Origin of the sequence: Streptomyces sp. NPDC051109 (genome assembly GCF_044455885.1) — a bacterium.
Classification (GTDB): domain Bacteria; phylum Actinomycetota; class Actinomycetes; order Streptomycetales; family Streptomycetaceae; genus Streptomyces.
This window is the reverse complement of record NZ_JBITFF010000004.1, coordinates 458995-483802: the sequence shown is the minus strand read 5'-3', so window position 1 is coordinate 483802 and position 24808 is coordinate 458995. Positions and strand designations below refer to the sequence as shown.

The 24808-nt window shown below is 73.2% G+C and carries 21 protein-coding genes and 1 other RNA gene; 13 read left to right on the top strand and 9 right to left on the bottom strand.

Features of this window, described 5'->3' with window-relative positions:
- Positions 1-57 precede the first annotated feature (57 nt).
- From ACIBAD_RS11005 to ACIBAD_RS10990, 4 genes are all read right to left on the bottom strand, one after another.
- Positions 58-969: a carbohydrate ABC transporter permease gene (locus ACIBAD_RS11005; protein WP_134075684.1), complete on the bottom strand. Its 912-nt coding sequence runs from the start codon at positions 967-969 to the stop codon at positions 58-60.
- The gene (locus ACIBAD_RS11000) at positions 966-2276 is read right to left on the bottom strand and encodes a carbohydrate ABC transporter permease (RefSeq protein WP_398905952.1); all 1311 of its coding nucleotides are present in this window, start codon (positions 2274-2276) and stop codon (positions 966-968) included. The genes ACIBAD_RS11005 and ACIBAD_RS11000 overlap by 4 nt, the downstream gene beginning before the upstream one ends.
- 73 nt (positions 2277-2349) lie before the next feature.
- The gene (locus ACIBAD_RS10995) at positions 2350-3759 is read right to left on the bottom strand and encodes an ABC transporter substrate-binding protein (RefSeq protein ID WP_398905890.1); all 1410 of its coding nucleotides are present in this window, start codon (positions 3757-3759) and stop codon (positions 2350-2352) included.
- Positions 3760-3877: 118 nt separating this feature from the next.
- Positions 3878-7168, bottom strand: a complete 3291-nt coding sequence (locus ACIBAD_RS10990; RefSeq protein ID WP_398905888.1) for an FHA domain-containing protein — start codon at positions 7166-7168, stop codon at positions 3878-3880.
- A 383-nt stretch (positions 7169-7551) separates the two neighbouring features.
- Between ACIBAD_RS10990 and ACIBAD_RS10985 the strand changes: the two genes are divergently transcribed.
- Together ACIBAD_RS10985 and ACIBAD_RS10980 are read left to right on the top strand one after the other, a co-directional pair.
- On the top strand, positions 7552-9333 hold the full coding sequence (locus tag ACIBAD_RS10985; protein ID WP_134075683.1) for a serine/threonine-protein kinase: 1782 nt from the start codon (positions 7552-7554) through the stop codon (positions 9331-9333).
- 198 nt (positions 9334-9531) lie between these two features.
- Entirely contained in the window at positions 9532-10794 is a 1263-nt protein-coding gene (locus tag ACIBAD_RS10980; RefSeq protein WP_134075682.1) for a serine/threonine-protein kinase, read from the top strand.
- A 74-nt stretch (positions 10795-10868) separates the two neighbouring features.
- On the opposite strand, the gene ACIBAD_RS10975 is transcribed toward ACIBAD_RS10980, so the two are convergent.
- On the bottom strand, positions 10869-11900 hold the full coding sequence (locus ACIBAD_RS10975) for a 2-oxoglutarate and iron-dependent oxygenase domain-containing protein (protein WP_134075681.1): 1032 nt from the start codon (positions 11898-11900) through the stop codon (positions 10869-10871).
- Between the two features lie 313 nt (positions 11901-12213).
- On the opposite strand from ACIBAD_RS10975, the gene prfB reads away from it, so the two are divergent.
- Positions 12214-13323: a peptide chain release factor 2 gene (prfB, locus tag ACIBAD_RS10970; protein ID WP_366105548.1), complete on the top strand. Its 1110-nt coding sequence runs from the start codon at positions 12214-12216 to the stop codon at positions 13321-13323.
- 88 nt (positions 13324-13411) lie between these two features.
- On the opposite strand, the gene ACIBAD_RS10965 is transcribed toward prfB, so the two are convergent.
- Positions 13412-13606 (bottom strand): hypothetical protein, encoded by a 195-nt coding sequence (locus tag ACIBAD_RS10965; RefSeq protein ID WP_134075679.1) that lies wholly within the window; start codon positions 13604-13606, stop codon positions 13412-13414.
- 264 nt (positions 13607-13870) lie between these two features.
- Here ACIBAD_RS10965 and ftsE point away from each other — a divergent pair, with 264 nt between their 5' ends.
- The 5 genes from ftsE to ssrA all read left to right on the top strand — a co-directional run bounded on the left by ftsE (position 13871) and on the right by ssrA (position 17766).
- Positions 13871-14560 carry a cell division ATP-binding protein FtsE gene (ftsE, locus tag ACIBAD_RS10960; protein ID WP_048476194.1) on the top strand — a complete coding sequence of 230 codons (690 nt, stop codon included), beginning with the start codon at positions 13871-13873 and terminating at the stop codon, positions 14558-14560.
- A gap of 17 nt (positions 14561-14577) precedes the next feature.
- On the top strand, positions 14578-15510 hold the full coding sequence (gene ftsX / locus ACIBAD_RS10955; RefSeq protein ID WP_134075678.1) for a permease-like cell division protein FtsX: 933 nt from the start codon (positions 14578-14580) through the stop codon (positions 15508-15510).
- Positions 15511-15577: 67 nt separating this feature from the next.
- Entirely contained in the window at positions 15578-16789 is a 1212-nt protein-coding gene (locus ACIBAD_RS10950; RefSeq protein WP_398905882.1) for a S41 family peptidase, read from the top strand.
- 18 nt (positions 16790-16807) lie between these two features.
- On the top strand, positions 16808-17293 hold the full coding sequence (gene smpB / locus ACIBAD_RS10945) for an SsrA-binding protein SmpB (protein WP_030866646.1): 486 nt from the start codon (positions 16808-16810) through the stop codon (positions 17291-17293).
- 84 nt (positions 17294-17377) lie between these two features.
- Positions 17378-17766: a transfer-messenger RNA gene (gene ssrA, locus ACIBAD_RS10940) on the top strand.
- 67 nt (positions 17767-17833) lie between these two features.
- Here the strand turns inward: ssrA and ACIBAD_RS10935 are convergent.
- From ACIBAD_RS10935 to ACIBAD_RS10925, 3 genes are read right to left on the bottom strand one after another with little or no spacing between them, the layout of a single operon-like run.
- Positions 17834-18091 (bottom strand): Txe/YoeB family addiction module toxin, encoded by a 258-nt coding sequence (locus ACIBAD_RS10935; protein WP_398905880.1) that lies wholly within the window; start codon positions 18089-18091, stop codon positions 17834-17836.
- Positions 18088-18363: a type II toxin-antitoxin system Phd/YefM family antitoxin gene (locus ACIBAD_RS10930; RefSeq protein ID WP_134075676.1), complete on the bottom strand. Its 276-nt coding sequence runs from the start codon at positions 18361-18363 to the stop codon at positions 18088-18090. Before ACIBAD_RS10930 ends, ACIBAD_RS10935 begins: the two co-directional genes overlap by 4 nt.
- Before the next feature lie 28 nt (positions 18364-18391).
- Positions 18392-19642, bottom strand: a complete 1251-nt coding sequence (locus tag ACIBAD_RS10925) for an MFS transporter (protein ID WP_398905877.1) — start codon at positions 19640-19642, stop codon at positions 18392-18394.
- A gap of 83 nt (positions 19643-19725) precedes the next feature.
- Here ACIBAD_RS10925 and ACIBAD_RS10920 point away from each other — a divergent pair, with 83 nt between their 5' ends.
- The 5 genes from ACIBAD_RS10920 (at position 19726) to ACIBAD_RS10900 (ending at position 24714) form a co-directional block, all read left to right on the top strand.
- Positions 19726-20697 carry a LysR family transcriptional regulator gene (locus ACIBAD_RS10920; RefSeq protein ID WP_398905875.1) on the top strand — a complete coding sequence of 324 codons (972 nt, stop codon included), beginning with the start codon at positions 19726-19728 and terminating at the stop codon, positions 20695-20697.
- Positions 20698-20794: 97 nt separating this feature from the next.
- The gene (locus tag ACIBAD_RS10915) at positions 20795-22165 is read left to right on the top strand and encodes a nitrate/nitrite transporter (RefSeq protein WP_398905873.1); all 1371 of its coding nucleotides are present in this window, start codon (positions 20795-20797) and stop codon (positions 22163-22165) included.
- Positions 22166-22291: 126 nt separating this feature from the next.
- Positions 22292-23455, top strand: a complete 1164-nt coding sequence (locus ACIBAD_RS10910; RefSeq protein WP_134075673.1) for a uroporphyrinogen-III synthase — start codon at positions 22292-22294, stop codon at positions 23453-23455.
- A gap of 61 nt (positions 23456-23516) precedes the next feature.
- Positions 23517-24041 (top strand): GNAT family N-acetyltransferase, encoded by a 525-nt coding sequence (locus ACIBAD_RS10905; RefSeq protein WP_398905949.1) that lies wholly within the window; start codon positions 23517-23519, stop codon positions 24039-24041.
- 103 nt (positions 24042-24144) lie between these two features.
- Positions 24145-24714 (top strand): ABATE domain-containing protein, encoded by a 570-nt coding sequence (locus ACIBAD_RS10900; RefSeq protein WP_134075672.1) that lies wholly within the window; start codon positions 24145-24147, stop codon positions 24712-24714.
- Positions 24715-24808 lie beyond the last annotated feature (94 nt).

Sequence of the window (24808 nt, the reverse complement as noted above, 5' to 3'; positions counted from 1 at the left end):
CGCGGCGTGCGGCATTCGGGTTACCCGGCGTCAACGTCGCACGTCAACCGCTATGCGCTACTTGATCGCTCCGGCCATCACCCCCGAGACGAACTGCCGCTGGAAGGCGAAGAAGACGACCAGCGGGACGACCATCGACAGGAACGCGCCCGGGGCCAGTACGTCGATGTTGTTGCCGAACTGCCGTACCTGCTGCTGGAGGGCGACCGTGATCGGCGGGTTCGCCGAGTCCGCGAACACCAGCGCGACCAGCATGTCGTTCCACACCCACAAGAACTGGAAGATGCCGAGCGAGGCGATCGCCGGAGCGCCCAGCGGCAGCACCACCCGGGCGAACAGCCGCAGTTCGCCCGCTCCGTCGAGGCGGGCCGCCTCCAGCAGCTCGCGCGGGATCTGCGCGAAGAAGTTGCGCAGCAGGAAGATGGCGAACGGCAGCCCGAACGCGGTGTGGAACAGGACCACCCCGGCGGTGGTCTCGAACAGCCCGATGGCACCGAAGAGTTCCGACACCGGGATCAGGGCCACCTGTACGGGGACGACGAGCAGTCCGACCACGATCAGGAACAGCCAGTCCCGTCCCGGGAACTCCAGCCAGGCGAAGGCGTATCCGGCGAACGAGCCCAGGGCGACCACGAGCAGGGTCGCCGGGACCGCGATGGCCACCGTGCTGAGCAGCGCGCTGGTGATGGTGTCGTTGGCCAGCAGCCGCTCGTAGTTGTCGGACGTCAGCCGGGTCGGGGCGGTCAGCGCCTGCCACCAGCCGCCCTTGTTCAGGTCGGTGGGGGAGAGGAACGAGGAGATCAGCAGCCCGAGCGTGGGCACCAGCCAGAACAGCGCGGCCAGGACCAGGAACACGCGGACGGCCCCGGCCGCCGCCCCGGCGGCGAGCCGGCCGGCCCGGGCACCGGCGCGTGCGGCGGTACGGGCACCGGCACGTGCCCCCGGGCGGGCCTGCGCGGCGGCGCTCATCGGGCCCCCTCCTTCCGCAGCCTGCGGATGTTGTAGAGCATGACCGGGACCACCAGCGCCAGCAGCAGCACCGCGATGGCACTGCCGAGCCCCGGATCGGCGTCGGTGCCGAAGGAGGTGCGGTACAGCTGGAGGGCCAGGACGTTCGCGTCGTCCTGCACCGAACCCGGCGCGATCACGAAGACCAGGTCGAAGATCTTCATCACGTTGATGACGAGGGTGACGAGGACCACCGCCAGCACCGGCGCCAGCATCGGCACGGTGACCCGGCGGAACACCTGCCACTCGTTGGCCCCGTCCACCCGCGCCGCCTCCAGCAGCTCCCGCGGTACGGCGGCCAGCCCGGCCCCGATCAGCACCATCGCGAAACCGGCCCACATCCATACGTACGCCCCGATCACCGCGGGTGTCACCAGCGTCGGGCCGAGCCACTCCACCCCCGAGTACGCCTCGCGGAAGTTCGACGCGGGCAGCCGCAGCAGCGCCCCGTCGGCCTTCGCGGACAGGGTGAACGTGCCGTCCGCGCGGGCCGTCGCCGAGTCGACCACCCGGCCGTCCTTGACCGCCTCGACCCTGATCCCGGCCAGCCCCGACTCGGTCGGGTCGACCGCGTTGGCGCGGCCGCCCCCGCCCCGGGTGAAGTCCTGCCAGGCCGTCCCGGTGACCTTGCCCGGCTCGGCCGGGGCGGCCCTGGCCGTACGGGTCCCTCCGGGCAGGTCCTCCGGGGCCACGCCGACCAGCGGGAGCAGCACCGGCACGCCCGCCCGCACGGGATCACGGGTCGTGAAGCCGCCCGCGTCGGACCCCGCGGCCGGGACCAGCGGGGAGTCGCGGCCGGGGCGGGCCTTCGGGAAGGCCGAGGACTCCGCGAAGGTGTCGTGCACCCCGACCCAGACCGCGTTGGCGATGCCCCGGTCGGGATCGTGGTCGTACACGAGCCGGAAGATGATGCCGGCCGCCAGCATCGAGATGGCCATCGGCATGAACACGAGCAGCTTGAACGCCGTCCCCCAGCGGACGCGTTCGGTGAGCACCGCGAAGATCAGGCCGAGGGCGGTGGCCGTGGTCGGGGCCAGCACCACCCACAGCGCCGTGTTCCGCAGGGCCGTGCGGATCGTGTCGTCGTGCAGGATCTCCGTGTAGTTGGCGCCGCCCACGAACGTGTCGCCCGTGCGGTCGAAGAAGCTGCGGTAGACGGAGTAGCCGATCGGGTGGACGACGAGCGCGCCGAGCAGCACCAGGGCGGGCAGGAGGAACGCCGCCGCGACGAGGCGGCGGCGCCGGGCCTCCGCGGACCGCGCCGTCACGGTCGACCCGGTGGCCCCGGTGGCCCCGGTGGGCGCGGCCTTGCCGGGCGTGGTGGCCTTGGCTGCCACGGGATCAGTTCCCGTATGCCTTGGCCGCGTCCGCCTCCAGTCTGGCCTGGGTGCCCGCCACGTCCGACGGGTTCGCCAGGAAGTCCTGGAGCGCCTTCCACTCGCCGGCGCCGGGGGTCCCGCCGAACGCCGCCGGGGCCTGGTCCGACATGTCGAAGCGGAAGTCGTCGCCCGCCGCGATCAGGGCCTTGGCGATGTCCCGCTGGATGGCGTTCGGATAGGCGGCCGGATCCACCGCCTTGTTCGGGGAGATGAACCCGCCCTCGCGGGCCTGGATCTCCGCCGCGTCCGGGGACGCCAGGAAGGTCAGCAGCGCCTGCGCGCCCTTCGACGGCTTCAGCGCGACCGCCACGTCACCGCCCGAGATGACGGGCGGCTTGGCACCGACCGCCGGGAAGTCGAAGACGAGGGCGCCCTCGCCCACCTTCGCCTCCGTCTGCGCGATGTTCACCGCCACGAAGTCGCCCTCGAAGACCATCGCGGCCGCCGGGCGGTCGCCGCCCGTGAAGGTCTGCGTCACCGACTTCGGGAACTCCGTGGACAGCGCCCCGCTCGCCCCGCCCGCCAGGAAGTCCTTGCGTCCGAACAGCTCGCCGAGCGTGGTCAGGGCCTGCTTGACGCTGTCGTCCGTCCACTTGATCTCGTGCTTGGCCAGCTGGTCGTACTTCTGCGGACCCGCCTGGGAGAGGTAGACGTTCTCGAACCAGTCGGTGAGGGTCCAGCCGTCCGCGCCGGCCACGGACACCGCCGGGGTGCCGGAGGCGGAGAGGGTGTCGGCCGCCTCCACCAGTTCCTTCCACGTCTTCGGGGGCTGGACCCCCGCCGCCTTGAAGGCCTTCGCGTTGTACCAGATCAGAGACTTGTTGGCGGCCTTGTAGTACACGCCGTACTGGGTGCCGTCGACCGCGCCCAGCTTCTTCCAGCCGTCCGCGTAGTTCGCGTCGAGCTGGGCCTTGGCCTCCGGGCCGACCGGCTGCACCCACTTGTTCTGCACGGCCGCGGTCAGGGCCCCGACCTGCGGGAGCAGCGCCACGTCCGGCGGCTGGCCGCCCGCGATCTTCGTACCGAGGAAGGTGACGATCGGGTCCTGGGCCGGGACGAAGGTGACCGTGGCACCCGTGCGCTTCTCGAACTCCTTCAGGACCTTCGTGAAGTTCGCCTGTTCCGGACCCGTCCAGACCGCAGCGACCTCCAGCTTCTCGCCGGTCAGCTTCGGTAATTCGACCGGCGGCCTGGCCTGTGCGGACGACTCCCCGCCCTGCGGCGGGTCGGCCTTCTTCCCCCCGCCGTCCCCGCAGCCGCCGAGGGCCAGCGCGCCCGCGGCCGCGAGGGCCGTCCAGGCGACGGCACGGCTCCTTCTCCGGTTGCCCGTACGGCTGCGGCTCTTCGTACGGCTCGTTCCCTGCCTTCGCATGGCTCTGCCCCCGATGCCCGTGGTGTGCCCGTGGTGTGACTCGTCCCACAAGGTCTACGCCGAGCCGCGCACCCCCGCAATACCGCGTCGGACCGCCGCGCGGCGTTTGCGGGCCGGCTCAGGGGGAGGGCGGGAACAGCACGGGTATCGCCGAGACCAGGTGCGAGGCCCGGTCCAGGGCGCTCGCCAGCAGCGCCAGGTCGGTGGGGCCGTTGCCCAGCTCGCGCACGGGCCGGCGGGCCGGGGGATCGCCCATCCGCTCCCACTCCACCGGCACCACGGTCGGCCGCTGCGTCGCCGTCCGAGGGATCCGGCCGGTCACCCGGCCGCCCTGGAACGGGACCGTCCGCCCGTCGGCGTACCGCAGCCGGCCCCGGCCGGGGCCCGGCTGGTCGGGGGCGTCCAGATCGATCCGCAGCGGGTTCGTACGGGCCAGCTCGGTGTCGGCCGTACGGTCGGGGCGGGCGCTGGTGGCCACCAGGTGCACTCCGAGCCGGGCGCCGTCGCGGGCCACCGCCTCCAACGCCCGTACGACGGATCCGGCGGCGGGGCGGCCCGTACTGCCGAGCCCCGGCGCGATCAGCGCGTCGAAGTCGTCCACCAGCACCACCAGACGGGGCAGCGGGCTCGGCCCCGCCGGGTCGGTGCGCACGGCGGAGGCGCGTAGCCGCAGCGTGCCGGTGCGCTGCGGGTCGAGGTCGCCGAGGAGTTCGCCGGGGCTGGGCTGACGGGGCGAGACCATCCGCTCGGAGACCTCCCGCCGGGCGTGCCACTCGGCGAACGGGACTCCCTCCAGGAGCTCGGCCCGGCGCTTCAGCTCGGACCCGAGGGCCTGCGCGAACTCCCGCATGCGGACGGGGTCGGAGGCGACGAGGTGTGCGGAGACGTGCGGGAGGTCGGTGCAGGGCTGGAGCCCGTCGCCGCGCTCGCCGCCGGCCCCGTCGAGGAGGACCAGCCCGAGCCGGTCGGGCCGGGCGGCCGCGGCGAGGGAGGCCGCCACCGAGCGCAGCAGCTCCGTACGACCGCTGCCGGCGGGCCCCTCGATGAGCAGGTGCGGGCCGTCCTGGACCAGCTCGGCGCCGACCGGGCCGCGCCGGCCGCTGCCGAGCACCAGCTCGACGCGGCCGCCGACCCCCTGCCCCTGGTCGGTGGCGGCGGCCCAACGGGCCATCAGGGAAGCCGGGGTGGCACGGGCGAGGCCCAACTCGTCGAGGAGGCGGGCGGTGTTGGGGAGGGCTGCGGCGAGGGCGGGGCGGGGGCCGGCGGGGGAGGGCTCGGCGCGCAGCGGCGCCAGGGCCCGGGCGAAGCGCTCGGCCCAGGCGGCGGAGACGGCGTCGGCGGTGGCGGTGGTCCCGGGCGGGGACGGCTTGCCGCCGGTCACCGTGAACGCCCTTACGGTGGTGGCCACATCACCGCTGAGCAGGGCGGCGGCGCCGCAGCCCCGGAAGGCGGGGCTGCTCGCGCAGGCGGCCTCGTACGTCTCCGCGAGCGGGGAGGCGGGCGTGGCGGCCGGCGTCTCGGCGAGCACGAGGAGGTGGATCCCGGCGGCCGGGCCGTGGACGGTGAGCCGGCCTGTGATGTCGCGCAGTGCGCCGGCGCCGGGATCGCCGTCGACGACGACGAGCGTGTACGGGCCGTGGTGGGCTTCGCCGGCGGTGCTCTCGCCGACGGGGCCCTCGTCGAGGCGGCGGGTCAGCTCGGCGGTGCGGGCGGCGGCCTGGTCGCGGTCGTAGGCGAGGAGCAGCCGGCAGTCCTGGCCGTGCGCAGGCCGTACGTGCGGCAGCCAGCCGAGCCAGCCCCAGTCGGCGCGCCGCTCGGCGAGGCCGCGGACGCGGTCGGCGGCGAGGAGCACGATCTCCAGCTCGCCCGGCCCGTGCAGGCCTGCGAGCTGGGCCACGACGGACCGGGCGACCCCGGTCAGCCTTGCGCGGGGCCCGGCGATGCCGAGCGAGCCGATCTCCTGGAACGCCACCCGGCTCCCGGCCCCGAGCCCCACGTCGAGCCGCCCCCGGCCGCGGGACCAGAGCCGCCGGGTGGGCCCCAGCGCGGCGAGCAGCAGCGCGGCGGGGTCGTCGGCGTCGGGCGCGGCGGCCACGACGGCTTCGGCGGCGGCGCTCCCGTATCCGGGGTCCTCGTCGCCCCGCACCCACTTCCGGGCCCAGGCCCCGAGCCCCCGCTTGCGTGCCCGCTGCCCGTCGCCGCCGCCCTCGGCCCGGCCCGGCCCGGGCTCCCGGATCCGCATGCCGCCGCCCGGAACGGCCCCGGGGGACCCGGCCGGCCCGGTCCCCCGACTCCCTGCCGCCGATCCGGCCGCGCCGCTCCAGCCGGCCCCGTCGGCGCCGGTCGCCGAGCCTGCCGCGGCCGCGCCGTGCCATCCGGCCCCGGCCGTGCCGGAACCGGGTCGGGCGGTCCACCCGGCGCCCGCGGTGTCGGCCCCCGCGCCGGGTGCGGCCGCGCCGCTCCACCCGGGCGCGGAGCCCTGGCTCGGGGAAGGGGCGGGGTGGGGGAGCGACCCCTGCGGGCCGCCGAGCCCGCCGCTGCGCCCCGCACCGGCGACGCCCGCGGCCGCACCGGGCTCGCGGTCCGAGCCGGCTCCCCGACGCCCGTCGGCACCGCCGGCCCGCCCCGCGCCGGGTCCGGCCTCGCCGGGGTCCGCCTCGCCGGGACCGGCACCCGGGTGGGACGGGAGGGACGGGAGGGACAGGTGGCCTTCCAGGTCCGGGATCACCCGGAGGGGGGCCGGGGTCTCGGTGGCCAGGCGGAGCGTCGATTCGCCGATGCGGAGCAGCGCCCCCGGCGCCAGCGCCACCGGCCGGGCGCCCACCGCGGCGCCGTCCACCGTCGTGCCGTTCGTCGAGCCCAGGTCGGCCACGGCCACCCGCCCGTCCGGCATCACCGTCACGGCGCAGTGCAGCCGCGAGACGTCCGGATCGTCCAGCGGGACATCCGCATCGGCCGAGCGCCCGATCCGGATCGCCCCCGGATGCAGCAGGTGCACCCCGCCCGCGTCCGGCCCCGCCACCACGTGCAGCTGCGCGCCGTCCGCCCCGTCCGGAAGGGCGTCCCCCTCCGGCAGGACACCCGGTACCGGCGCGTGCAGCCCCAGCACCGCACCGTCCACCAGCGGGGGCTCCCCGAGCACCCGCCGCTGGAGGTCGAGCCGCTCCGTACCGGCGTACAGCACGACCGTGCCGCCGGTGTCGGGCCCGCCGACGGTCGCCGCCAGCCCGGAGGCCACGGCGGCGAGCGCGGTGCCCACGGGCGCGGTGACGAGCACGTCACAGCCGGCGGGCGCGGTCTGGTGGCCGCTGCGCGACCCAAGGACGGTCAGCCGGATCTGCATCGCCGTCAGCGGTCCCTTCTGCGCGGTGCGCGGTGCGTGCGCCCGGCAGGGGGTACGACGGGGCATGGCTGCCCGATCAACCCCCCACCCGGCACGGCGCGTCGTCCGGTCAGGTCTGCCCGGAACGCGGGCTCCCGTCCCGGCCGTTCCGTACGGGTGCATCCTCGCACCTGTCACTGACAACACGCCCGGCACCCGCCAATAAATGATCTTGAATGATCACACCCTGCGCGTGTCGCGTACACACCCGGGCGCGGAGCCCGGCCGAAAAGTCGAGGGTGGCCGGGGAAAATCGCCCCCGGCATACCCCTCAAACCTCACCCTTCGTACAAATGTGCGGCAACCAACCTCCGGCGCCCCGCGTCTTCCCCGGCGACACCCCCTAGAGTGGGCCGGAAAAACGAACCACAAAACGAACCACAGCAGGACGACAGCAGGGAGCGCGAGACGTGCGGCCAGTCGGCAGCAAGTACCTGCTCGAGGAGCCGCTCGGGCGCGGCGCCACGGGCACCGTCTGGCGTGCCCGCCAGCGGGAGACCGCCGGCGCGGAGGCAGCCGTCGCCGGGCAGCCCGGCGAGACCGTGGCCATCAAGGTCCTCAAGGAGGAGCTGGCCCAGGACGCGGACATCGTCATGCGCTTCCTGCGCGAGCGCTCGGTCCTGCTGCGCCTGACACACCCCAACATCGTGCGCACCCGCGACCTCGTCGTCGAGGGCGATCTGCTCGCCCTGGTCATGGACCTGATCGACGGCCCGGACCTGCACAAGTACATCCGGCAGAACGGCCCCTTCACGCCGGTCGCCGCGAGCCTGCTGACCGCCCAGATCGCGGACGCGCTCGCCGCCAGCCACGCCGACGGCGTGGTCCACCGCGACCTGAAGCCCGCCAACGTCCTGCTCGACGAGCGCGGCGGCCAGATGAAGCCGATGCTCACCGACTTCGGCATCGCCCGCCTCGCCGACTCCCCGGGTCTGACGCGCACGCACGAGTTCGTCGGCACCCCCGCCTACGTGGCCCCCGAGTCCGCCGAGGGCCGCCCGCAGACCTCCGCCGTCGACGTCTACGGCGCCGGCATCCTGCTGTACGAACTGGTCACCGGACGCCCGCCGTTCGCCGGCGGCACGGCCCTCGAAGTCCTCCACCGCCACCTCAGCGAGGACCCGCAGCGGCCGCCGAACGTGCCCGAGCCGCTCTGGATCGTCATCGAGCGCTGCCTGCGCAAGGAGCCGAACGAGCGCCCCAGCGCCGAGAACCTGGCCCGCGGACTGCGCGTGGTCGCCTCCGGCATCGGCGTGCACAGCGCCCCCTCCGAGGTGGAGGCCGCCCTCGGTGTCGGCGCGCTGCTCGCCCCCGACCCCTCGCCGGCGCCGGTCCCCGAGACCCCGGGCGGTGGCGGCGCCGCCGACCCGACCCAGGTGCTGCCCGGCCGCGCCGCCGCCGCGTCGCCGATGGGCGCGTACGACCCGAACGGCATGACCAGCGTGCTCCCGCCGGTCGGCGCGGCCGACGCCACCTCGGTGCTGCCCAGCACGGGCGGCCCGGGCGGCCCCGGCGCGGACCCGACCTCGGTCATGCCCCCGGTGCAGCAGCCGGACGCGCCGCACCCGTGGCAGTCGCAGATGAGGGCCGCGCGCGACCGCAACGAGCAGACGCAGATGCAGTACCTCGACCCGAACGAGGACCCGCTGCGCCGGCGTCCGCAGCGGCAGGCGCCCCCGCCCCCGCAGCAGCGGCCCCAGCAGCCCCCGCAGTACCGCCAGCCCCCGCCGCCGCCCCAGCAGTACCAGCAGCAGCCGCGGTACCAGCAGCCCCCGCAGCAGCCGTACTACCAGCAGCAGCCACCGCCGCAGCAGTACCAGCAGCCGCAGCAGGCTCCGTACCAGCAGCAGCCCCAGCGGCAGCCTCAGCCCCAGCGGCAGGCGCCCCCGCAGCAGCAGCCCCCGCAGGCCCCGCCGCCGCGCGCACCCCGGGAGCCGCGCGAGCCGCGGCCCCGCAGCGCCAACCCGGTCAAGATCCCGGGCCTGGGCTGCCTCAAGGGCTGCCTGGTCCTGATCCTGCTGTTCGTGGTGGCGGGCTGGCTGGTCTGGGAGCTCACCCCGCTCCAGGAGTGGGTCGGTACCGGCAAGGGCTGGTGGGACCAGCTGTGGACCTGGGGCTCCGACATCGTCAACTGGGTCTCCGCGATCGGCGACTCTGCGGGCAGCGGCGGCTCGGGCAGCGGCACGCCCTGAACCGCGGCCCCGTAGCGCCGACTTCGGGGACCGTTCTGCGGACCGGTCCGCAGACCGGTCCGTAGGCGGGGTTGTGGATTTGTCGACTTCTGGGACGTGATTTCGCCCCCAGAAGTGAAGGTCGCCGTGTTCCGGGGCGTTCAACCCCCATCCGGCCGCGTAGCTTTGGTGCGTACGCCAGCCGCTGAGGGAGCAGTCGTGGCACGGAAGATCGGCAGCCGGTACACCGCGCACCAGATCCTGGGGCGCGGCAGCGCGGGCACGGTGTGGCTGGGCGAGGGGCCTGACGGGCCCGTCGCCGTCAAACTGCTGCGCGAGGACCTCGCGTCCGACCAGGAGCTGGTCGGACGCTTCGTCCAGGAGCGCAGTGCGCTGCTCGGCCTGGACCACCCGCACATCGTCTCCGTCCGCGACCTCGTCGTGGACGGCAACGACCTGGCCCTGGTCATGGACCTCGTACGCGGTACGGACCTGCGCACGCGCCTCGACCGGGAGCGGCGCCTCGCCCCCGAGGCGGCCGTGGCGATCGTCGCGGACGTCGCGGACGCGCTGGCGGCCGCGCATGCGGCGGGGGTCGTGCACCGGGACGTGAAGCCGGAGAACGTCCTGCTGGACATGCAGGGGCCGCTCGGGCCCGGCGGCTCGCATCCGGCGCTGCTGACCGACTTCGGCGTGGCCAAGCTGATCGACTCGCCGCGGCGGGCGTCCGGGGCACCGGGCGCGCGGGCCTCGGCCCCGACGACCCGGATCATCGGCACGCCGGACTACCTGGCTCCGGAGATCGTGGAGGGCCTGCCGCCGCGGGCGGCGGTGGACATGTACGCCCTGGCCACCGTGTTGTACGAGCTGCTGGCGGGTTTCACGCCGTTCGGCGGCGGGCACCCGGGCGCGGTGCTGCGGCGGCACGTCACGGAGACGGTGGTCCCGCTCCCCGGGATCCCGGACGAGCTGTGGCAGCTGATCGTGCAGTGCCTGGCGAAGGCGCCGGCCTCGCGGCTGCGGGCTTCGGAGCTCTCGGCCCGGCTGCGGGACCTGCTCCCGCTCCTGGCCGGGATGCCGCCGCTGGACGTGGACGAGCCGTACGAGCCGGACCCGGATCCGGAGCCGGCGGAGTCCGTCTCGGAGGCCGATCCGGTCCGGCGGCGGGGCGTGGTCCCGCTGGTGCCGGGTTCCGCGACGGACTCGAACCGGGACACGCACACCTCGATGCGGGTTCCGGGACCGGACGAGCTGGCCGGGGGCGCACTGGGCACGGCCCGGGTGCCGCGCCCCGCGGGCGGCCACCGGCCGGGGTCGGCCCGCCACCGGGCGGAGACGGCCCGCAAGCGGCGGCTCGCCTTGACGGCGGGGGCGGTGGTACTGGCCGCCGCGCTCGGCGTGGGTACCTGGCTGGCCGCCTCCGGCGACGAGCCGCCGCCCCAGGACACGAAGCACTCGACCCCGTCGAAGCCGAAACCGTAGCCGTACCCGGCCGCCGGCCGGCCCGGGGTCCGCTGCGCGTGACCCCGGCCGGGCCCCGCAACCCCCGGCCGGGGTTACGCCTCGACCAGTTCCGGGTGCCAGCGGCGGGCCACCGCCGGGTGGGCCCGGGTCCAGCCCTTGAGCTCGTTGCGGCCGTACTCCGCGTGCAGCGGGTTCGACGCGTCGTGCGCGACCCCCGGCGCGGAGCGCAGGTACTCGCCCGGCACCGTCTCGATCACCGCGTCCAGCCGCGGGTTGTAGAAGAACGGCACCGAGTACCGCTCCACCGCCCCCGGCGGGCTGACGACCCGGTGGTCCGTGGCCACCAGGTACCCCTCCGTCGCGATCTCCAGCAGCTCGCCCAGGTTGACCACGAACGCCCCCGGCAGCGGCGGGATGTCCAGGAACCCGTCCCCCTGCCGCACCTGGAGCCCGCCCACCCCGTCCTGCAGCAGCAGCGTCAGGAAGCCGTAGTCCTTGTGCGCCCCGACCCCCTGGTCGGCCCCGGACGGTGCCGATCCCGGGTAGCGGATCAGCTTCGTGTGCAGGTGGGGGCGGTCCGCGAACGCCTCGTCGAAGAAGTCGGACGGGGCTCCGATCGAGGTCAGCAGCTCCTGCAGCAGCCGGTGGGCCACCGCCGCCAGCCGGGCCTGCCACTCCAGTACCACCGGCCGCAGCTCCGGCAGGGCCTCCGGCCACTGGTTCGGGCCCTCAAGCCACAGGTACGCCGGGTCGTCCGGCCCCAGCGCGGGAGCCGGCCGCTCGGCGCCCACGTCCAGCTGGTCGCGCCAGTCGGAGGCGCCGCCGGTCAGCTCGTGGCCGATGCGGGTGTACCCGCGGAAGTGCGGCGAGTTCAGATTGCTCACCGCGAGCCGGTCGGCCTCCGGCAGGGCGAAGAAAGCCCTGGTCAGCTCAAGGATGCGGGCGGTCTCCGCCTCGGTGATCCCGTGCCCCGTGAGGTACAGGAAGCCCGTGTCCCGGGCCACGGCGTGCAGCTTCTTCAGGAAGTCGCCCCGCTGGGCCGGGTCGTCGGCCTGGGACAGGTCGATGACGGGGAGGGCGGGAGCTGCGGGATCGGCAGAAAGATCGTTGTGCGCGGACGGCATGACGGCTCCGTTTCGGATGTCACGGGGTCCTGTTCCCCAGAGGTGTCGGGGCAGCGGATGGGGAGGGCCGCCGGCAGGGATGGCGCCGGAGCCGCTTGGGCCGCGTACAGGACCAAGTCGGATCGGGGTGGATCAGGCTTGGGGATGGTCCGGCGGCAGACAGCTCGTCGTCGTGACACGCATGTGGTCCACATGGCGGCGCTTGACGAGGAGCAGAGTCATACCGTGAGCGTACGCCCGTTCGCCCGCTCATCAGAACGGGTGATCCGGCCTGCCCGGACAGTGCCGCCCGCGGACCGGCTACGCTGGACCCGTGGCAGTCGTCGATGTTTCCGAAGAGCTGAAGTCCCTCTCCTCGACCATGGGGTCGATCGAGGCCGTCCTGGACCTCGACAAGCTGAGGGCAGAAATCGCCGTGCTTGAGGAGCAGGCCGCCGCGCCGTCCCTCTGGGACGACCCGGAGGCCGCTCAGAAGATCACGAGCAAGCTTTCGCACCTCCAGGCCGAGGTCCGCAAGACCGAGACCCTGCGCGGCCGGATCGACGACCTCGCGGTGCTGTTCGACCTCGCCCAGGAGATGGACGACGCGGAGACCCTCGCGGAGGCGGAGACCGAGCTGGTCTCCGTACGCAAGGCCCTGGACGAGATGGAGGTCCGCACCCTGCTCTCCGGCGAGTACGCCGAGCGCGAGGCGCTGGTCAACATCCGCGCGGAGGCCGGCGGCGTGGACGCCTCGGACTTCGCCGAGCGCCTGCAGCGCATGTACCTGCGCTGGGCCGAGCGTCACGGCTACCCCACCGAGATCTACGAGACCTCGTACGCGGAAGAGGCCGGCATCAAGTCGACCACCTTCGTCGTCAAGGCCCCGTACGCCTACGGCACCCTCTCGGTCGAGCAGGGCACGCACCGCCTCGTGCGCATCTCGCCCTTCGACAACCAGGGCCGTCGCCAGACGTCCTTCGCGGGCGTCGAGGTGCTGCCGGTCGTCGAGACCAGCGACCACGTCGAGATCGACGAGACCGAGCTGCGCGTCGACGTGTACCGCGCCTCCGGCCCCGGCGGCCAGGGCGTCAACACGACCGACTCGGCGGTGCGCATCACGCACCTGCCGACCGGCATCGTCGTCTCCTGCCAGAACGAGCGCTCGCAGATCCAGAACAAGGCCAGCGCCATGAACGTCCTCCAGGCCAAACTGCTGGAGCGGCGCCGCCAGGAGGAGCAGGCCCGGATGGACGCCCTGAAGGACGGCGGCAGCTCCTGGGGCAACCAGATGCGGTCCTACGTCCTGCACCCGTACCAGATGGTCAAGGACCTGCGGACGGAGTTCGAGGTCGGCAACCCGCAGGCGGTGCTCGACGGCGAGATCGACGGCTTCCTGGAGGCCGGCATCCGCTGGCGCAAGCAGCAGGAGCAGACCGCGTAAGCGCACGCATCGACGCGGAAGGGCCCGGACACCTCAGGTGTCCGGGCCCTTCCTTTGTCTTGCGATCGATGATCGGGACGCGGCGGAGCTACGCCGTCTGCTGTGCCACCAGGGCCAGAGCCGCGACAAGGACCACCAGGAGCACGATGAGCGCCAGGGGGTTCAGGCCGCCGAAGGGGCCCTCCTGCTGCTGGAGGCGCTCCCGGTTCGCCCGGCACACCGGGCAGCGGCCCTGGCTGACGGGCGCGGCGCAGTTCGCGCACACGAGCCGGTCATACGTCATGCGCTCTCCTCCTCTCGTCCCCTGGAACAACGAACACAATGAACAACGCCTGAAGGAACGGCTGCGTTCCCCTACCACTGTGCCAGCTCCGGCGACATTCGGCGCGGCCCGTCCGGGCAATCACGGACCATCCCGGGACGATCCCCTCCCGGACCAGGGGATATATCGGGCAACTCCGGACGCCGGGCCCCCACCCCCCGCCCGTTCGCGTATGGTCACGCACACCGACTCCGCACACCTACTCCCGGCGACCGTGGTGCACCCGTGATCCGATTCGACAACGTCTCCAAGTCCTACCCGAAGCAGAACCGCCCCGCACTCAGAGATGTCTCCCTGGAGATCGCGAAGGGCGAGTTCGTCTTCCTGGTCGGCTCCTCCGGCTCCGGCAAGTCCACCTTCCTGCGGCTGGTGCTGCGCGAGGAACGGGCGAGCCACGGCCAGGTCCACGTCCTCGGCAAGGACCTCGCCAAGCTCTCCAACTGGAAGGTCCCGCAGATGCGGCGCCAGTTGGGGACCGTGTTCCAGGACTTCCGCCTGCTCCCCAACAAGACGGTGGCCGAGAACGTCGCCTTCGCCCAAGAGGTCATCGGCAAGCCGCGGGGCGAGATCCGCAAGGCCGTCCCGCAGGTCCTGGAGCTCGTGGGCCTCGGCGGCAAGGAGGACCGCATGCCCGGCGAGCTCTCCGGCGGTGAGCAGCAGCGCGTGGCCATCGCCCGCGCCTTCGTCAACCGGCCGGCCCTCCTCATCGCGGACGAGCCCACCGGCAACCTCGACCCGCAGACCTCGGTCGGCATCATGAAGCTGCTGGACCGGATCAACCGGACCGGCACCACCGTGATCATGGCCACGCACGACCAGCAGATCGTGGACCAGATGCGCAAGCGCGTCATCGAACTCGAACAGGGCCGACTCGTGCGCGACCAGTCGCGCGGCGTCTACGGCTACCAGCACTGAAAGGCCCTTGAGACGTCATGCGCGCCCAGTTCGTCATGTCGGAGATCGGCGTCGGTCTCCGCCGCAATCTCACCATGACCTTCGCGGTCATCATCTCCGTGGCCCTGTCGCTGGCCCTGTTCGGCGGCTCCCTGCTCATGCGCGACCAGGTGAGCAAGATGAAGGGTTACTGGTACGACAAGGTCAACGTCTCGATCTACCTCTGCAACAAGAGCGACGCGGAGGACAACAGCGAGAGCGGGAGCAAGGCTTGCGCCAAGGGCGCGGTCACTCCCGAGCAGAAGCAGCAGATCGAGACCGACCTGAAGAAGATGGACCTCGTCGAGACGGTCCACTACGAGTCCTCCGACGAGGCCTACAAGCACTACAAGGAGCGCTTCGGGCACACCGCGCTCGCCTCGGTGATCACCCCGGACCAGATGCCCGACTCCTTCCGGGTGAAGCTCAAGCAGCCCGAGAAGTACAAGGTCATCACGACCGCCTTCGCGGGCCGCGACGGCGTCCAGTCGGTCGCCGACCAGCACACCGAGCTCGACAACCTCTTCACGATGCTCGGCTATCTCAATGTGGCCGCCCTCGGCATCATGCTGATCATGCTGATCGTGGCCCTGCTGCTGATCGTCAACACCGTGCGCGTCTCCGCCTTCAGCCGGCGGCGGGAGACGGGGATCATGCGGCTCGTGGGAGCCTCCAGCTTCTACATCCAGGTGCCGTTCATCATGGAGGCCGCCTTCGCAGGCCTCGTCGGCGCCGTGCTGGCCTGCGTCATGCTCGGCGCCGGCCAGTACTTCGTCATCGACCACGGCGCCTCGCTGCGGACGAAGATGGAGCTGATCAACTTCATCGGCTGGGACTCCGTGTTGACGAAGCTGCCGTTGGTGCTGGTCATCGGGGTGCTGATGCCCTCGCTGGCCGCCTTCATCGCATTGCGCAAGTACCTGAAGGTGTGACAAGCGCCCCGTGTGAGGTCGGCCCAACCCGCCGTTCCCCCACGGGGCTTGTCCTAGACTCGGCGCCATGCTGGGCTTGCCGAGTATCCCCGCCTTCTGTCTCCGGCCCCGCGACCTGCGTCGCGGGGCCGCTTTGACGTTGGCCTTCGTCGCCGCCGTGGGCGCCGCGGCGGGCACCGGCTGCTGGGACCGCGCGGACGCCGTCGGCGCACCGGGCGGCGCCTTAACGGCCGCCGGTACGCAGAACCCCGCGGCCGTGCCCGAGGCTCCCCGGGACACCGGAACCGCCGATCGCGAGGCCGTCGCCCGCGCCGCGGCCGAGGCCGCCGCCGAGGGCAAGTCCGGCAAGAAGGCCGCCCAGGAGGTGGTCAGCCGCAGCGGCGACCGCTGGGGCATGGTCTACGACCAGGGCGAGTACGCCTCCTTCACCGACGACCTCGACGGCCGCTGGACCGGCGTCGGGCTCTGGATCGAGAACCGCCGGGACGACCGCATCGACGTGGAGAAGGTCCAGCCCGGCAGCCCCGCCGCCCGGTCCGGCCTGCGCGCCGGAGACCGGCTGCTGAGCGTCGACGGCCACGCCGTCAGCGGCCTGCGCGTCTGCGACGTGGTCGCCCTGCTCCGCGGAGGCGCCGGAACCCCTGTCGTCCTGCACCTCACCCGGGACGGCGTCGACCTCACCGAGACCCTGCGCCGCGAGCAGCTGCACACCGAGCCCGTGACCGTACGGCAGCTCCCGGGCGGGATCACCGTCATCAAGGTCGCCTCCTTCAGCCGCGGATCGGGCGAACAGGTCCGGGCCGCCGTCCGTGCGGCACCGCCCGGCGCCGGCTTCATGCTCGACCTGCGGGGCAACCCGGGCGGCCTGGTCACCGAGGCCGTGACGGCCGCCTCGGCGTTCCTGGACGGCGGCCTGGTGGCCACCTACGACGTCCGGGGGGCCCAGCGCGCCCTGTACGCCCGTTCGGGCGGGGACACCGAGCGCCCCCTGGTGGCGCTGGTCGACGGCGGCACGATGAGCGCGGCGGAACTGGTGACGGGCGCCCTCCAGGACCGCGGCCGCGCGGTGGCGGTGGGCACGAGGACCTTCGGCAAGGGCTCGGTGCAGATGCCGACGCCGCTCCCGGACGGCTCGGTGGCGGAGCTGACGGTGGGTACGTACCGCACCCCGGCGGGCCGCAGCCTCGACGGCAGCGGCATCACCCCGGACCTGGCGGCGGGCGACGGGGTCGAGGAACGGGCCCGCACGGTATTGGGTGGCCTCGGGGTGGGTCGGTAGTGCGAAAATGACCGCACTATGGCTAAGGAAACAGGGCGCAAGCTGATCGCCCAGAACAAGAAGGCGCGGCACGACTACACGATCATCGACACCTACGAGTGCGGCCTCGTACTCACGGGCACCGAGGTCAAGTCCCTGCGCCAGGGCCGTGCCTCGCTGGTGGACGGCTTCGTGTCGGTGGAGAGCGGCGAGGCCTGGCTCTACAACGTGCACGTGCCGGAGTACAGCCAGGGCACCTGGACCAACCACAGCGCCCGCCGCAAGCGCAAGCTCCTCCTGCACCGCGAGGAGATCGACAAGCTGGACTCGAAGACCGGCGAGACGGGCAACACGATCGTGCCGCTCTCGCTGTACTTCAAGGACGGCCGGGCGAAGGTCGAGATCGCGCTGGCGAAGGGCAAGAAGGAGTACGACAAGCGCCAGGCCCTGCGCGAGAAGCAGGACACGCGCGAGACGAACCGGGTGATCTCGGCCGTGAAGCGCAAGGAGCGCGGTCAGCTGTAATCTCCTGGCATCCCGTGGTCCACTTCGCGTACCATGGCGTCAGCACCCGCCGCTCGCGGTGGGCGCAGCTTGAAAAAACAACATGGGGATGATCGGTTTCGACAGCGGATGTCGATGCAGGGGAAGCGAGCCGAGGAAGCGGCAATGATCTCGCTAACCACATGTCGCAAAAAATAATCGCCAACTCCAAGAGCGATAACTCCCGCTTCACCCTCGCTGCCTAATAACAGTGAGCTGAAGCCTCTGTGAGGAGCGTCAGCCCGGAAGTGGTCCCGGTCCGGATCCTGGCGTCAATTAGGGATCTAAACCTCTAGCCCCGGTCACGGGGGTTGGAGGGAAACCAAACAGTGACTGAGCCCGTCGGAGACTTGTCCGTGTGATCTCCGGGGCCGAGAAAAGCGCAGCGGACTGCGCTCGGAGAAGCCCTGCTTCTGCACCGTTGGACGCGGGTTCGATTCCCGCCATCTCCACTCATCCCATGTGGGCGAAGGCCCCGCAGCCGTCAGGCTGCGGGGCCTTCGTCATGCCCGGGCCCCGCCGTCAGTAGCGATAGCGGGCCTTGAGGACCTTCACTTCCTTGTCGTCCGCCCGGTAGACGAGCCGGTGCTCGTCGTCGATCCGGCGGGACCAGTAGCCCGACAGCTCGCCCTTGAGCGGCTCGGGTTTGCCGATGCCGGTGAACGGGTCGCGCTGGATCTCGCCGATCAGGCGGGTGATGCGGCGGGCCATCTTCCGGTCGGAGGACAGCCAGAACAGGAAGTCCTCCCACGCGGCCGGGTCGAAGTGAACGCTCCTCACTCCTCCCCTCCGGCCAACTGCCTCAGCTCGTCCATGCTCTTGGCGACGGACGAAGCGCCCTCGCGATCACGTGCGACGGCCTCCATCAGCCGCTGGGCGTTGGCCGGGGACCGCAGGAGGTAGACGGTCTCCTGCCATGAGTCGTAGTCGTCGGCGGACATGAGAACGGCGTCACCGTTCTTCGAGGTGATCCGCACCGGGGCGTGGTCGGTGTTGACCCGTTCGATCAACGGAAACAGGGTCGCCCTGGCTTCGCTGGCGCTGATGGACACGGTCCGCTCCTCCGGTAGTGGTACCACTTCACGGTACTTGACTCGTACCGGAAAGTCGTACCGGTTGGCAGGTGAGGAGGATCAGGAGGGCCAGGAGGGCCGCTGCGGCCGGGAGGGCGTAGGGGGTCGTCGGGCCCAGGGCGTCGACCAGGGAGCCAGCCGTCGCCGAGCCCAGGGAGATGCCCGCGAAGATGGCGGTGACCGCCAGGGTCATGCCCTCGTTGAGGCGGCCCTGCGGGGTGACGGCGTGGATCCGGGACATCGCCGTGACCATCGTCGGGGCCGTGGCCATGCCCGCCAGGAGCAGGGCGAGGGCCAGCAGCGGCAGGGAGCCCGTGGCCGCCGCTGCCCAGGGCAGGGCCATCGCGGCGGACAGGCCGATCAGGCAGGTCCGCAGGCTTCGGGGGCGCAGGCCCCCGTACAGGAGCCCGGCGACACAGGAGCCGGCCGCCTGGAGGGCCAGGACCGCACCGGTGGCCGCACCCAGGCCGCGGGAGTCCAGCTGCGCGATCGAGGTGACCTCCATCGAGCCGAACATCAGGCCCAGCGGGAGGAAGAGCACCAGCAGCGGGGCGACCGAACGCAGCGGGGAGGCGCCGTGCCGCGGCGCCGACACCGGGGGCTCCGTGGCCCGCTGGGACGTGAAGACGAGCATGCCCGTCAGGAGCAGGGCGGCCGCCGTGAGGGTGCCCGCCTCCGGGAAGGCGGCCGAGCAGAGGAACGCCGCCACCACCGGGCCGAGCATGTAGCACAGCTCGTCGGCGGCCTGCTCGAACGACATCGCCGTGTGGTGCGCGGCGGGGGAGTCGCGCAGCAGGTGGGTCCAGCGGGCCCGGGACATGCCGCCGATGTTGGGGGTGGTCGCGGTGGCGGCGTACGAGGCGAACAGGGTCCAGGCGGGGGCGTGCGCACGGACGGAGGCGACCAGCGCCACCGAGCCGAGCACCGCGATCAGCGTCGCCGGGACGGCGATCCGGGCCTGGCCGTACCGGTCGACGAGGCGGGCGGTCCACGGCGCGACCAGTGCGGTGGCGGCCAGCCCGGTGGCGGTGACCGCACCGGCGAGGGCGTACGAGCCGCGCTGGCCGGCGATCATCATGACCGCGCTGATGCCGAACATGCCCATGGGCAGGCGCGCCAGCAGGTTCCCGGCCGTGAAGGCCCGGGTCCCGGGGTGCGAGAAGAGGCGGGCGTACGGGCCCTGCGCGCGGGGTCGGCGGTGGTGCGGGGCGGGGGCTATCACGAGCGTGGAGCCCGTCACGGTCATCAGGTGCGGCATGATCCAAGGCTCCGGCGCGGGGTCCCGGTCGTCCAACACCTGTTCCGGAGCCATTCACCCGCTTCCGTTGTTAGTCTCCCCGGGTGATACCCCGTGATGTGGAACCCCGGCTGCTGCGCGGGTTCGTCGCCGTGGCCGAGGAGCTGCACTTCACCCGCGCCGCCGCCCGCCTGTACCTCGCCCAGCAGGCGCTGAGCCGCGACGTCCGGCGGCTCGAAACCGTCCTGGACGCGGTGCTGTTCGTACGGACGACCCGCGCCGTCGAGCTGACCGCCGACGGGGAGCGGCTGCTGCCCCTGGCCCGGCGGGTGCTGGCCGCGCACGAGGCGCTCGCCGCCGCCTTCGCCTCCGCGGCCCCCCGGGCCCTGCTCGTCGACCTCAACACCGACGGGCCGAGCACCGCCCGCACCGTCCTGGAGCGGGCCCGCGAACTCGCCCCGGACTGCGAGCTGATGGCCCGCTTCGAGAGCGGGCTGACGTACGCCGCCGCGGAGGTCGCCGCCGGCCGCCTCGACGTGTCCTTCGGCTACGCCCACGGGCTGGACCCGGCGCTGCGGGCCCGCCTCGCGCACCGGCCCGTACGGTACGAGCCGCTCGCGGTGCTGCTGCCCGAGGGGCACCCGCTGGCCGCGCGGGCCGACGTGCCGCTGGACGCGCTGGCCGGGGAGACCGTGTACGCCGGGGCCGGCAATCCCCGGACCCTGGAGTGGACCGGGCTCGCCCGCGAGCTGTTCGAGGGCCGCGGGATCGCCCTCGCGCCGCCCGCGCCCGTGGCCGTGGGGAAGGACGAATTCCGCCGGGTCATGGCCAAGACCCGCAATCCGGTCCTGGTGACCGTGGACTTCCTCGACCTGCCCGGGTGCGCGAAGCGGCCGCTGACCGGCCCGGTGCCGCTGTCCCCGCTGTCGATGGTGTGGCGCAAGGGTTTCAGCCACCCCGGCCTCGACGCTCTGCACCAGGCCGCGGCCACCCTCGCCGCCGGACACGGCTGGCTCGACGTGCCCCCGGCGAGCTGGCGGCCCGCCGCGCTCACAGGCGGCCCCGCCGCCGGGTGAGTGCAAGGTTTCCCACCGGTCATCCGGCGGGGACCGAGGCCGAAACGCGCCGTTCCTACGGTCGTCACCACGGACGCGACAGCTGTGGAGGCGTGTGATGACCGGAACGACCGCACCGCGCAAGGGGGGCCGCTGGATCGAGCAGTGGGAACCCGAGGACGAGGGCTTCTGGAAGGAGTCCGGCGAGCGCATCGCCCGCCGGAACCTGCTCTACTCCGTGCTCTCCGAGCACATCGGGTTCTCCGTGTGGTCCCTGTGGTCGGTGATGGTGCTGTTCATGGGCCCGGCCTACGGCATCGACCCGGCCGGGAAGTTCTTCCTCATCGCGACGGCCACGTTCGTGGGCGCGTTCGCCCGGGTGCCGTACACGTTCGCCGTCGCCCGCTTCGGCGGCCGCAACTGGACCGTCGTCAGCGCCCTGCTGCTGCTCGCGCCCACCGCGGCAGCGCTGGTCGTCATGGAGCCGGGGACCTCGTACGGGACCTTCCTGGCCGTCGCCGCGCTGACGGGCGTGGGCGGCGGGAACTTCGCCTCCTCCATGACCAACATCAACGCCTTCTTCCCCCTGCGGAAGAAGGGCTGGGCGCTCGGCCTGAACGCCGGCGGCGGCAACATCGGGGTGCCCGTGGTGCAGCTCGTCGCCCTGCTGGTCATCGGGACCGCCGGGGCCGGGCACCCGCGACTGCTGCTCGCGGTCTACCTGCCCCTGATCGTGGCCGCGGCCGTGCTGGCCCTGCTGCGGATGGACAACCTGGCGCCCGTACGCAACGACACCGGCGCCGTCCGCGAGGCGGTCCGGGACGCCCACACCTGGATCATGGCCTTCCTCTACATCGGCACCTTCGGGTCCTTCATCGGCTACAGCTTCGCCTTCGGGCTCGTCCTCCAGACGCAGTTCGGCCGCACCCCGCTCCAGGCCGCCTCGCTCACCTTCGTCGGGCCGCTGCTCGGCTCGCTGATCCGGCCCGTCGGCGGCGCCCTCGCGGACCGGTTCGGCGGCGCCCGGATCACCCTCGCCACGTTCGTGGCGATGGCGGCCGCGACCGGGGTCGTCGTATACGCCTCGGGCGAGGAGTCGCTGCCCGTCTTCCTCGTCGGATTCGTCGCACTGTTCGTGCTGAGCGGGCTCGGGAACGGCTCCACGTACAAGATGATCCCCGGCATCTTCCAGGCCAAGGCGCTGGCGCGGGGCATGGACGGCGAGGCGGCGGCCGCGTACGGGCGCCGGCTGTCCGGAGCCGCCATGGGGCTCATCGGCGCGGTCGGCGCACTCGGCGGACTCGGCATCAACCTGGCCTTCCGGGAGGCGTTCTCGACCTCCGGGTCCGGGACGGCCGCCTTCGTGACCTTCCTCGGCTTCTACGCGGCCTGCTGCGCGGTGACCTGGGCGGTATACCTTCGCCGGCCGGCCCCCGCGGTGCTCCCGGCGGCCGGTGCCGAGGCGAAGCCGCAGCTCACGTCGGTGTAACGGCGGTTTACGGACACGAAATACGGCGGAACCGAGCCTGACACGCCGACTTGACAGGCTCGGTTCCGTTCTCGCGACACGTGATCGCGCGAAATGACGACGACCCACTGGGCAAGGCAGGTCACCATGGACGACACCCGCACAGCCGCCGCCCCGACGGCCGCCGACGCGGCGGGCCCGCTCGCGGGGTTCACCGTGGGGGTCACCGCGGCCCGGCGGGCGGACGATCTGATCGCCCTGCTGCGCCGGCGGGGCGCCACCGTCGTGCACGCCCCGGCCCTGCGGATCGTGCCGCTGGCCGACGACGGCGAACTGCTCGCCGCCACGAAGGAATTGATCCACTGCGCGCCCGACACCGTGGTCGCCACCACCGCGATCGGATTCCGCGGGTGGATCGAGGCCGCCGACGGGTGGGGCATCGGCGAGGAGCTGCTGGCACGGCTGCGGGCCACCGAACTGCTGGCGCGCGGGCCGAAGGTGAAGGGGGCGGTCCGGGCCGCCGGGCTCGTGGAGACGTGGTCCCCGCAGTCGGAGTCCCTCGCCGAGGTGCTCGACCGGATGCTGGCCGGCGGGGTCGCCGGGCGGCGCATCGCCCTGCAGCTGCACGGGGAGCCGCTGCCCGGTTTCGTCGAGGCGCTGCGGGCCGGCGGGGCGGACGTGGTCGTGGTCCCGGTGTACCGGTGGATGGCCCCGGAGGACCTCGCGCCGATGGACCGGCTGCTGGACGCGGTGGCCGGCGGCGGGATCGACGCGGTGAGCTTCACCTCGGCTCCGGCGGCGGCTTCGCTGCTGTCGCGGGCGGAGCAGCGGGGGATGACGGAGGCGGTGCTCGCGGGGCTGCGGGGGGACGTGCTGTCGGCGTGCGTGGGGCCGGTGACGGCGCTGCCGCTACAGGCGCGCGGGGTGGACACCGTGCAGCCGGAGCGGTTCCGGCTGGGGCCGCTGGTGCAGCTGCTGTGCCAGGAGCTGCCGGGGCGGGCCCGGGTGCTGCCGGTGGCGGGGCACCGGGTGGAGATCCGGGGGCACGCGGTGCTGGTGGACGCGGAGCTGCGCCCGGTGCCGCCGGCGGGGATGGCGCTGCTGCGGGCGCTGGCACGCCGGCCGGGGTGGGTCGTGGGGCGGCCGGAGCTGCTGCGGACGCTGCCGGGGGCGGGGCGGGACGAGCACGCCGTGGAGACGGCCATGGCACGGCTGCGGGGGGCGCTGGGGGTGCCGAACCTGATCCAGACGGTGGTGAAGCGCGGGTACCGGCTGGCGCTGGACGCGGGGGAATGCGCGCCGGAGGGCTGACCGGCTGGATGCGGCGGCCGGGGTTGGCTAGCGTGCCCTGGTGATCATTGACGGGGTGGAGATGCGGGGCGTCGAGATCGGGGACGCCGCCGGGCTGGCCGACGCGCTGGCGCGGAACCGGGCGTACATGGCGCCCTTCGAGCCGTGGCGGTCCGAGGTGTTCTTCACTGAGGCGGGGCAGGCGGCCCGGATCCGGGCGCTGCTCGCCGAGCGCGACGGCGGGCGCGCCGCGTCCTACGTGCTCGTCGAGACCGGCTCCGGCGCGCCCGTCGGGATGATCAACCTCGGCAGCGTCGCCCTCGGGCCCTTCCGCAGCGGCGGCATCGGCTACTGGGTCGACCGGGCCTGGCACGGCAGGGGACTGGCCACCGCCGCCGTCGAGGAGGTCTGCCGGATCGCCCGCGACGAGATCGGGCTGCACCGCGTCGAGGCCGGGACCCTGGTCGACAACACGGCCTCGCAGCGGGTGCTGGCGAAGGCCGGGTTCGAGCAGTACGGGCTCGCGCCCCGCTACCTGCACATCAACGGCGCCTGGCGCGACCACTGCCTCTTCCAGCGCCTCCTCCACGACGACCCGCCCCTCTGAGCGGATCCCCGGCCGCCCGGCCCCCGTACGGGGGGTTCCGCATCGCAGCGGCGCGCGGCACTCTGAGAGCCACGCACCCCCTAGGCAAGAGGCGGTGACGGGCATGTGGTTCGAATCCGGGCGGGTGTGCCTGGACCTGGTGGCCACCTTCGCCGCCCCCGCGGGCGCGGAGCAGATCCGAGACGGCGACGAGCTGCGGCTGTGGCTCGCCGGAGCTGGGCTCGTGCCCGACCGGACGCCGATCGCCCGGGTGGGCCCCGACTGGGTGGAGGCCTTCCGGGCGCTGCGCCGCGACGTGGGGAGCCTCGTACGGGCGGAGCTCGCCGGGGCCGGTCCCGACGGGGGCGCCCTGGCCCGGGTCAACGCGCTGGCCGCCGGTCCACCCCCGGGACTGTGTGCCGTACAGGACCAAGAGGGGAACCTCGTGCGGGAGTTGTGCGGCGGCGTGGAATGCGGTGCGCTGCTCGCCGCCGTGGCCCGGGACGCCGTCGAACTGCTCACCGATCCCGGCGAACGGGACCTGCTGCGCTCCTGCGAGGGAGACGGCTGCACCCGGGTCTACCTGGACACTTCGCGCGGGCACCGGCGGCGCTGGTGCTCCAGTGAGCTGTGCGGCAACCGCGAGCGGGTCGCCCGGCACCGCCGCAGGGTCCTCGCGGCCCGCCCCGGGTAGCGGTCGCGGTGCGACCGGGCGGCGGCCGAGCAGTGATCTTCGCCCGGTCACCGGAACGGGCGTGCGGACAGGGCTCCGCTTCGCGTACGGTTGA